General features: G+C 32.4%; 8 protein-coding genes. 6 read left to right on the forward strand and 2 right to left on the reverse strand.

The genetic code is table 11. From position 1 onward, the window contains the following. Positions 1-181: 181 nt before the first annotated feature. A complete protein-coding gene (locus tag CD129_RS00595) occupies positions 182-997 on the reverse strand; it encodes a ZIP family metal transporter (protein ID WP_115337718.1) in 816 nt (271 codons plus the stop codon). Between the two features lie 85 nt (positions 998-1,082). On the opposite strand from CD129_RS00595, the gene CD129_RS00600 reads away from it, so the two are divergent. The 6 genes from CD129_RS00600 to CD129_RS00625 all read left to right on the forward strand — a co-directional run bounded on the left by CD129_RS00600 (position 1,083) and on the right by CD129_RS00625 (position 9,138). Then, the gene (locus tag CD129_RS00600) at positions 1,083-2,954 is read left to right on the forward strand and encodes an ABC-F family ATP-binding cassette domain-containing protein (protein WP_115337717.1); all 1,872 of its coding nucleotides are present in this window, start codon (positions 1,083-1,085) and stop codon (positions 2,952-2,954) included. 22 nt (positions 2,955-2,976) lie between these two features. Continuing rightward, entirely contained in the window at positions 2,977-4,755 is a 1,779-nt protein-coding gene (gene recQ, locus CD129_RS00605) for a DNA helicase RecQ (protein WP_078357357.1), read from the forward strand. A gap of 89 nt (positions 4,756-4,844) precedes the next feature. Then, positions 4,845-5,804 (forward strand): ABC transporter ATP-binding protein, encoded by a 960-nt coding sequence (locus CD129_RS00610; protein WP_115337716.1) that lies wholly within the window; start codon positions 4,845-4,847, stop codon positions 5,802-5,804. Beyond that, positions 5,804-7,318: an ABC transporter permease/substrate-binding protein gene (locus CD129_RS00615; RefSeq protein WP_115337715.1), complete on the forward strand. Its 1,515-nt coding sequence runs from the start codon at positions 5,804-5,806 to the stop codon at positions 7,316-7,318. The genes CD129_RS00610 and CD129_RS00615 overlap by 1 nt, the downstream gene beginning before the upstream one ends. 106 nt (positions 7,319-7,424) lie before the next feature. Then, positions 7,425-8,483, forward strand: coding sequence for a histidinol-phosphate transaminase (gene hisC / locus CD129_RS00620; RefSeq protein WP_115337714.1), 1,059 nt, complete (start codon positions 7,425-7,427; stop codon positions 8,481-8,483). 73 nt (positions 8,484-8,556) lie between these two features. Beyond that, positions 8,557-9,138: a 5' nucleotidase, NT5C type gene (locus CD129_RS00625; protein WP_107508990.1), complete on the forward strand. Its 582-nt coding sequence runs from the start codon at positions 8,557-8,559 to the stop codon at positions 9,136-9,138. 228 nt (positions 9,139-9,366) lie between these two features. Here the strand turns inward: CD129_RS00625 and CD129_RS00630 are convergent, their stop codons facing one another. Continuing rightward, the gene (locus tag CD129_RS00630) at positions 9,367-10,872 is read right to left on the reverse strand and encodes a peptide MFS transporter (protein ID WP_404932024.1); all 1,506 of its coding nucleotides are present in this window, start codon (positions 10,870-10,872) and stop codon (positions 9,367-9,369) included. Positions 10,873-10,983: the final 111 nt, after the last annotated feature.

Here is a 10,983-nt window from a genome sequence, read left to right on the forward strand (position 1 = left end):
AAAACCAAGCATATATATTTTGTTAATACCCTAGAAAAAACCAATGGTTGATTACATCTAAAGATATTACACAAAATTATGGACTTGACTAATAGAATACTATTTCCATACTGAAATCTCTAGTTACAGCATATATTCATAAAAATCCCCGAAGTTTTGATCAAAACTTCGGGGATTGTCTTTATCCTAATGCTACGTCTAGAATCATCATAATAGTGAATCCACCCATTAGACCTAATGTGGCTAAGTCTGTGTTATTTCCAGACTGTGATTCGGGTATTAATTCTTCTACAACTACAAATATCATAGCACCAGCTGCAAATGCGAGTGCATATGGTAAAACTGGTGTCGCTACAACGACTAATAATGCACCTAACATTGCAAATACAGGTTCAACTAATGCCGATGCTTGTCCGTAGTTAAAGGATTTCCATCTTGTTAAACCTGAGGCACGTATTGGCATTGAAAGTGCTGCACCTTCAGGGATATTTTGGATACCGATACCTATTGCTAAACCAAGTGCGCCTAATAATGTAGTACCATCATTACCAGTTGCTACTCCACCAAAAGCAACACCTATTGCTAGACCTTCTGGAATATTATGAAGTGTGATTGCTAAAAATAGTAATGTATTTTTACCTAATTTAGTATCAGGTCCTTCGACTTTTTGACTTTTGTCTACAGCATTTTGGTGTGCGTGTGGTATAACAAAGTCTAATAATCTAATGAATAATCCACCTAATAAAAAGCCAATTGCCGCTGGTAACCATGGCATTGCCGAGTCAGAACTTTGCTCAATTGAAGGTTGTAATAGTGACCAAAAACTAGCTGCAATCATCACGCCAGCTGCGAAACCTTGCATCGTATTGATTACTTTTGTGTCTATATTTTTAAACAAATAAACGAATGATGCACCGAATGCAGTTAACAGCCATGTGATAATACCTGCGAATAATGCTTGTAAATATGGGGGTAGTTCTGTAAAAAAGTCTTGCATAGTTTTTGCTCCTTCGTATCTTTTGTTTGAAAAAAAGTGTATAATATATTAATTGAAAACTGAGAAAATTAAAGGATGTTAATTCATGGAAGCATATAAAATTGAAAAACTTAATAAGCAATATGGTGATAAAGTTATTTTTAATGATTTAGATTTATCCGTATCTTACAAAGAACGCATTGGACTAGTTGGTATTAATGGAACAGGTAAGAGTACTTTGCTTAAAGTTATAGCAAATATTGATGATGATTATGATGCAAAGACATCTTATCCTAACCAATATCAAATAGCATATGCAAGCCAAAAGCCTGAACTTGATGGATCTTTATCTGTAATAGATGAAGTATTAAATAATGAAACTGAAATGACAAAAGTCATTGCCCAATACGAAAGCGCTTTAAATCGATATCAGCAAACTGGTGAATCTAAAGATTTAGATCTTATGATGCAATACCAATCTGATATGGATCGATTAAATGCTTGGGATTACAGTGCAGACGTTAAAACTATTCTATCAAAACTAGGTATAAATGACTATCTTAAAAAGGTTTCTACTTTGAGTGGTGGACAACAAAAGAGAGTTGCACTAGCTAAAGAATTGATACGTAAACCTGATTTATTATTGTTAGATGAGCCTACAAACCATTTAGATATTGAAGGAATAGAATGGCTCGTTAATTATATCAAACAATACCCTCATACAATCATGTTTGTTACACATGATCGTCACTTCTTAAATCAAGTTTCAACTAGAATTGTTGAACTTTCAAATGGTAAATTAACAAGTTATCCCGGTAATTATGAATCTTATATTGAAGCAAGAGCTGAAAAAGAAGAAATAGAAGCTCAGCAACATGTTAAGAAAAAAGCACTGTATAAGCAAGAATTGCATTGGATGAGACAAGGTGCAAAAGCTAGATCAACTAAACAACAAGCGAGAATTCAAAGATTTAATAATTTAGAAGATGATTTGTCTAACAAGAAGATACAAGGAGAAGCGAGCTTGAATTTAGCACATTCTCGATTAGGGAAACAGGTCTTCGAATTAGATGATATCTCGAAGTCCATCGGTGACAGAACTTTATTCGAGCACTTTACGACAATTATACAAAAGGGCGATAGAATTGGAATTGTTGGAGAAAACGGTGCTGGTAAGACAACACTCCTTAACATTATAAGTGGCTTAGACCAGACTTTTGGTGGTAACTTGATTACTGGTCAAACAGTAAAAATAGCTTATTTCAAACAGCAAGATGAAAGCTTGACGTCTGATGACAGAATGATAGATTACTTGAGAAAAGAAAGTGAAGTAGCTAAAGAGAAAGATGGTACTGTTGTGTCAGTTACACAATTGTTAGAAAGATTCTTATTTCCAAGTCAAACACATGGCACACAAATTAATAAACTATCAGGTGGAGAGCAGAAGAGACTTTACTTACTTAAATTATTAGTACATGAGCCTAATGTTTTAATTTTAGATGAGCCAACAAATGATTTAGACACTGAAACATTAACAATTTTAGAAGCTTATATTAATGAGTTCGGTGGAACAGTTATCACTGTAAGCCATGATAGATATTTCTTAAATAAAGTGGCTAATAAATATTGGTATATCCATGATAAGCAAATAGAACCAATGTTAGGTACTTTTGAAGATTATTTAGCATATAAAAAAACAGTCGATAAAAAAGCAACACAACAATATAAAGAAGCTCAAAAAGCTGAAGTAAAATCTAAAACAACTACTAGATTGTCATTTAAAGAAAAACGAGAACTTGAACAACTAGAAGAAAATATTGAATATATAGAATCAAGATTAGTAGAGCTTGAGCAAGAAATGGTTGAACATGCGACTAATTATGAAAAATTAAACGAACTAACAAATGAAAAAACATCGATTGAAACGCAATATGAAGAAGATTATATGCGTTGGTCATCCTTATCAGACAGATTATAAGCGTATAGAGGTGTATATATAGATGCAAAATATTTTAAAAGAGTATTTCGGATATCAGCAATTTAGAGATGGACAGAAAGAAATTATAGATAAAGTTATCAATCATCGTCCCACTTTAGGTGTTATGCCTACTGGTGGAGGTAAATCAATTTGTTATCAAGTGCCAGGTCTATATTTAGATGGACTTACAATTGTCATTAGTCCGTTGATTTCTTTAATGAAAGACCAAGTTGATAGCTTGAGATCGATGGGTATTAAGGCTGAATTTTTAAATAGTACTTTAACGAGTAAAGAAAAGAAAAGAGTTGAGAGCGAGCTCATTTCAGGACAGTTAGATTTTCTATATATTGCACCAGAACGATTTAACCAACCACAGTTTATCCAAATGATTAATAAGTGTGATGTTCAACTTATAGCATTTGATGAAGCACATTGTATCTCTAAATGGGGACATGACTTTAGACCAAGTTACCAAGAAGTAATCACACACGTCATGAGTTTACCTCATCACTTTAGACTAGTGGCTTTAACTGCAACGGCTACAAAAGAAGTTCAAGCAGATATCTCTCAAAAATTAGGAATTGCTGAAAATGATATTATTGAAACATCTATTAAACGTGAAAATTTAACATTTAAAGTGAACAATACATATCAAAGACTTAATTTTGTTAAAGACTATGTGAGAACAAACATTAACCAATCAGGAATTATTTATTGCTCCACACGAAAGCAAGTAGAGCAGTTGAGTGAAACGCTTGATGATATGAATATTAAAAATGTTATGTACCATGCAGGGCTTCCTAAAGAAGAAAGAGAACGTGCCCAACGTAAATTTATTGAAGATGATATAAAGTTAGCAATCGCTACAAATGCATTTGGGATGGGTATAGATAAATCCAATGTAAGATTTGTCATTCATTACAATATGCCTCAAGATATTGAATCTTATTATCAAGAAGCGGGTAGAGCTGGTCGAGATCAATTAGATAGTGAATGTATTCTATTGTTCTCAGATAGAGATATTGACCTTCAAAAATTCTTTATATCTTCTAGCCCTGCTGATGATGAGTATAAAGAAAAACAAGGTGAAAAGCTTAGACAAATGATTCAATATACTAAGACAACTAAATGTCTTGAAGCAATGATGATACATTATTTCAACCCTGATGAGAAATTAGAAGAATGTGGTAGATGTTCAAGTTGTATTCAATCTGAAAAATCATACAATATGACAACAGAAGCTCAAAAAATATTGAGTTGTGTAGCAAGATTAAAACAAAAAGAAAAAAGAAATATGATTATACAAGTATTAAGAGGTGAACAAACCCCTCAAATTTCATCACTAGGATACGATGAATTAAGTACGTATGGTATATTAAAAGACTATACAACAAATGAATGTCATCATTTATTAGATGAATTACGTTATAAAGGTTATTTAAATGAGCATAAAGAAATATTAAGCGTAGACCAAGATGCTATGGAAGTACTTAGAGGAAATGTCGAAATTATGACCACACCATTCAAGACTAAGCCAAAAGAAATAGTAGACATACAAACAATTACAGATGTTGACCGTTCTTTATTTGAACGCTTAATTGAGGTTAGAAAAGATTTAAGTAAAGAGCTAGAAGTGTCACCTTTATCTATCTTCTCAGATCAAATTTTAGAGCAATTTGCTAAGAAGTTACCAGAATCTAAAAAAGAAATGATTCTAATTGATGGAATTGGAAGTTATAAGTTGAAACATTATTGTCCAATTTTTATTGATACTATTAAAAATTATAAACAACCAATATAAGGCGTTATAGGCATTTTATTGTGACATTAGGGTAAATAATAAAAAAGTAATTTAGTTACAGACAATAAAAAGAAATGTGGTGTCTATGAATGATCCAATTTGAAGAGGTTTCAAAAATATACGGGGATAAAAAAGCAGTAGATAATATAAGTTTCAATATTAACGAAGGAGAATTTTTTGTTCTAATTGGGCCATCAGGTTGTGGAAAAACAACAACTCTTAAAATGATTAATAGACTCATTTCATTATCGGAAGGATATATATATTTTAATGATAAACCGATTAGTGATTATGATGTTTCTGAAATGAGATGGGATATTGGATATGTACTCCAACAAATAGCGCTATTTCCACATATGACGATTAAAGAGAATATAGCTCAAGTTCCAGAAATGAAAAAATGGAAAAAGAAAGAAATCGCTAATCGAGTAGATGAATTGTTAAATATGGTTGGTTTAGATCCAGAAACTTTTAGAAATCGATATCCAAGCGAATTATCTGGTGGTCAACAACAGCGTATTGGTGTAATACGTGCACTTGCTTCAGACCCACCAGTTGTATTAATGGACGAGCCATTTAGCGCATTGGATCCAATCAGTAGAAAAAATTTACAAGATGATTTATTAGAACTTCAGTCTAAAATTAAAAAAACAATCGTCTTTGTAACACATGATATTGACGAAGCGATGAAAATGGGAGACCTTATTTGTTTGTTAAATCAAGGTCATGTAGAACAAATTGGAACGGCAGATGATTTTATTCATCGACCTAAAAATGATTTTGTAAAATCATTTATTGGTAATGTAGATGCACATGTATTAAAGCAAGTTAAGTTAGGTGATATAGCACAACCGATATCAGAAGTACATACAGATTCAATTGAACAATATCCAAAAGTAGACCCATCTAAAACAATTGATGATATATATGGGCTATTAGCTGAACACGAAGCTATCATAATGGATAAAGGCGACAATGTCCCTAGCCATATCGTGACTAGACAATATGTATTTAGCTATTTGGCAGAAAAGAATAGAGGTGTTTCATAATGAATGCATTATTTGAGACACTTGCAAGTAGAAAAGGTCAGTTATTAGAGACATTATTAGAACATATTCAACTATCATTTATTGCATTGCTAATAGCAGTTGTAATAGCAGTGCCATTAGGTATTTTACTAACTAAGACTAAAAAATTAGCAGAAGTCATTATTAATATAGCTGCAGTATTACAAACAATACCGTCTCTTGCTTTATTAGGTTTAATGATTCCGCTATTTGGTATCGGACGTATTCCTGCAATTATTGCACTTGTAATTTATGCTTTATTGCCGATATTAAGGAACACATATACAGGTATTAAAGAAGTCGACCCATCTCTTATTGAAGCGGCACGAGGCATTGGTATGAAAACAGGAAGAAGATTGTCTAAAGTTGAACTACCACTTGCTATGCCAGTTATGATGGCAGGTATAAGAACTGCCATGGTACTTATCATTGGTACTGCAACTCTAGCTGCTTTAATTGGTGCTGGTGGATTAGGGGATTTAATACTTTTAGGTATTGATAGAAATAATACTTCGTTAATATTATTAGGTGCTATTCCAGCGGCAATATTAGCTATTTTCTTTGATGTATTTTTAAGAATATTAGAGAAAATCTCATATAAAAAATCATTAATTATTTTAGGCACAATATTGTTGATATTCTTATTATCCGTAACGATTCCATTATTTGCTCAAAAAGGTGACAAAATTACTTTAGCAGGTAAACTAGGCTCTGAACCTGAAGTCATTACGAATATGTATAAAATATTAATCGAAGAAGAAACTGATAATACAGTAGAAGTTAAAGCAGGTATGGGTAAAACGTCATTCTTGTTCAATGCATTAAAATCTGATGAAATAGATGGTTATTTAGAATTTACAGGTACGGTGCTAGGTGAATTAACTAAAGAAACGCCAAAATCTACATCAGAAAAAGGCGTCTATGAGCAAGCAAATAATGGCTTAGACAAAAAGTTTGATATGCAATTGCTTGAACCGATGAAATATAACAACACTTATGCTTTAGCTGTTAAAAAAGAGTATGCAAAGAAACATGATATCAAAACAATTTCTGATTTGAAAAAAGTTGAAAATGATATTAGACCTGGTTTTACATTAGAATTCAACGACCGTGAAGATGGTTATAAAGGCATTCAGAAGAAATATGATTTGAACTTTAAAGATGTAAAAACTATGGAACCTAAATTGCGTTATCAAGCACTTGAAAGTAAAGATATTGATTTGATTGATGCGTATTCTACAGATGCTGAGCTTAAAGAATATGGTATGGTTGTTTTAGAAGATGATAAAAAGCTCTTCCCACCATATCAAGGTGCGCCTTTGATGAAGAAAAAAACTGTAAAAGAGCATCCTGAAGTTGTTAAAGCAATGAATAAATTAAAAGGCAAAATTTCTGATGAAGAGATGCAAGAAATGAATCATAGAGTAACGATTAAAGATGAAGATGCGTATCAAGTAGCAAAAGAATATTTAGAGAAGAATGATCTGATTAACTAAATACCATTGATTTATGAAAATGATTAGGTCTATAATACTAATAAATTAAAAAAACGGTAAATTTCGATTTACCGTTTTTTATATTTCAATTTGGAGGTCTTAGATTATGAAGCAACAGTTAAGTGAATTACAGGCATATCAACCGGGATTATCACCGAGACAATTAAAAGAAAAGTATGGCATAGATAGAGAAATGGTCAAGCTTGCTTCAAATGAAAATTTATATGGTCCTTCACCAAAAGTTAAAGAAGCCATTAAAAATAATTTAGATGAATTATTTTATTATCCAGAAGTAAAACAGTTTGAAGTAAAAGAAACATTAAGTACATTCCTCAACGTAAAAAAAGAGAAAATCTTTTTCGGTTCAGGTTTGGATGAAGTTATCATGATTATTTCTAGAACTGTATTAGAGCCTGGAGATGAAATATTAACGAGTGATATGACGTTTGGACAATACAAACATCATGCCATCATAGAAAGCGCACAAGTTAAAACAACACCTCTTAAAGATGGTTATTTTGATTTAGATGCTATGTATGAACAAATTACAGATAAGACAAAATTAATATGGATATGTAATCCTAATAACCCAACTGGTACTTATTTATCACATGATGATATAGAAGCTTTTATTAAAAAAGTGCCTGACGATATTATTGTGTTGATTGATGAAGCGTACATAGAATTTGCGGTTGCTGATGATGTTCCAAACAGTTTAGAATTGTTGTCACAATATAACCAAGTGGTCCTATTAAGAACTTTATCTAAAGCGTATGGATTAGCATCGCAACGTATAGGATATGCAATAGCAAACGAATCTTTATTAGACCAGCTAGATATAGTAAGACTACCATTTAACGTAACATCATTATCAGCAGTTGCGGCAGATGCAGCAATAAAAGATCAAAGCTATTTAAAAGATATTACACAAAGAAACAGACAAGAAATCGAGAAATTTTTAAATGCTTCTTTCAAAGAGCATATATATGATAGTCAGACGAATTTTATCTATGTAAATACTGACCAACCTCAAGTATTATATGATTATTTACTTAAAGAAGGATTTATAACAAGACCATTTCCGAATGGTGTTCGAATCACGATAGGATTTAGTGAGCATAATGATAAAATGTTACAAGTATTAGAAACTTTTTTTGAGGAGTAGGGGTCATAAGAAAGGAAAGTCAGTAACTTCTTTGATATACTAGTAGACATTGATATATAAAGGAGAAGGTACAATGACGAAGCAAACAATCGGTATTGATATGGATGAAGTCCTAGCTGACACTATTAAAAAATTACTAAGACGTTACAATGAAGAAACATCTTCAAATGTTACAATGGAAGAACTTAAAGGTACAAAAATCCGTAATATGATGCCTGAACATCAAGGCGTTCTTACTGAGATTTTAAGGGAAGATGGATTTTTTAGAGATTTAGAAGTATTTCCAAATGCGATTGAAGTGGTTCAAAAATTAAACGAATATTATGATGTATATATTGTTACAGCTGCAATGGACGTACCAACATCATTTGCAGATAAATATGCTTGGCTTAGAGAACATATGCCATTTTTAAGCCCACAACATTTTGTATTTTGTGGTGATAAAGGCATCGTCAATACAGACTACCTAATTGATGACAATCCTAAACAATTAGAAAGCTTTAACAATCACTCTATTATGTATGCAGCAGATCATAATAGAGATTATAATAAATGGCCAAAAGTTCATAGTTGGAAAGAAGTAGAAGAATATTTCTTAGGCGAGAACGGCGAATATGCTAAATCTAATGAAGCAGTATCAGAAACATCAAAATAAATAAAAGCACGACATCGGCACATTCAGGCTGATGTCGTGCTTTTTTGATATAGGTGGATGACGATTCCATTCCTGCAAAAACGCACTAAGACTTTCGAGATATCGTGCGATTCAGACTAAATCAGGCAAAAACGCACGAAGACTCAGAAGATATCGTGCGATTCGGACTAAATCGGGCAAAAACGCACGAAGACTCACGAGATATCGTGCGTTTTAAATTAAAATATACTAATGTATACCTTGCATAAGTTTTTTGATTTTTGGTGTCATGGATAATACGATTAGTGACACGACGATTGCAATTGCACCAATCAATCCAAAGTAATTTTGTTGTCCTAGTGGTTCTATAAGTTTAACGAGTTGTCCGTTAATACCTTGTGCAGTTGCATTTGTTAAGAACCATAGACTTAACATTTGGGCTGAGAATGCTTTTGGTGCAAGTTTAACTGAAACACTTGATCCAGTAGGTGATAAACAAAGTTCCCCAATAACACATAAGAAGAAGCTAAGTATTAACCATATTGGGTTCATAAGTTCTGCTTGTTGCATAGACATTGCAATCATCATTGCAATAAATGAAATACCTGCAAATGCTAAACCAATTACAAATTTAAGTGGGGTAGAGGGATTGTATTTCCCTAACTTTTGCCACAAGAATGAGATAACTGGTGCAAATATAACAATAAAGAATGGATTTATAGATTGGAACCAACCTGCTGGTATAACAAAATTAATACCATAAGCGTTTAAATCTAATTGAGTATGCTCTTGCGCAAATACGCCCAGTACATTTGACCCTTGTTCTTGAATGCTCCAGAATAACACGGAAGCTAAGAATAATGGTACATATGCTAACAGTCTTGATTTTTCAGTTCCATCAATATCAGGACTTCGATACATAATTGACCAATATATAAATGGTACAACTATACCAACGATTAATACGATTAAACTGATTGAATTAAATGTAAGTTGTCCAACTAGATATAAAATACCTAGTAGGATAATGATTCCTATCGTGCTATATGTAAAAATTTTAGCATATTTTACTTTTTCTTTATGATTCAATGGGTTTGAAGGATGATTTTCAACTTCTCCAAGACTTTTTCTTTGGAATAATACGTATGCTATTAAAGCTAGAAGCATACCAAAGGCTGCGATAGAGAAACCTTGATGGAAGCCTACGCTTACACGTACTTTGTCAATAATAAGTGGTGATAGTAACGCACCCATATTAACTGACATATAAAATATAACGAATCCTGCATCTAATCTATTATCGTTCTTGTGGTATAAACCTCCAACAACGTTTGAAATATTAGGTTTCATTAATCCTGAACCTACGATTATAAGTATCATAGATATTAAAAAGGCACCTAAACCGAATGGTAAAGATAAGACTAAATGACCTAACATGATTAATACAGCACCATACATGAGTGATCTACGAGAACCGATTAATCTATCGGCAACCCATCCACCTAAAATACCTGTCATGAATATAAGTGAACCGTACATTGCCATAATTTGTTGCGCTGTAATTTTATCTAATCCAAGTCCGCCTTGACTTACAGAAAAGTATAAATAATAAAGTAATATTGCACGCATTCCGTAATAACTAAAACGTTCCCAAAATTCTACAAAGAATAAAATTCCTAGCCCGCGTGGATGACCAAAAAATCCATGCTGAGGAACTGTTTTTACCATTTCCTCTCGCGTCATTTTGCTCATAATAAATCGCTTCCTTTCCAAACTTCTCCGAAAAATCAAGTGAGTTTATTGAACATTTTAACCCTATAATTTAGAAAATTCAATAAAATTTTAATAAGTTCTAAAATTGTGAAT

This window comes from Mammaliicoccus fleurettii, from assembly GCF_003970575.1.
Taxonomy (GTDB): Bacteria; Bacillota; Bacilli; order Staphylococcales; family Staphylococcaceae; genus Mammaliicoccus; species Mammaliicoccus fleurettii.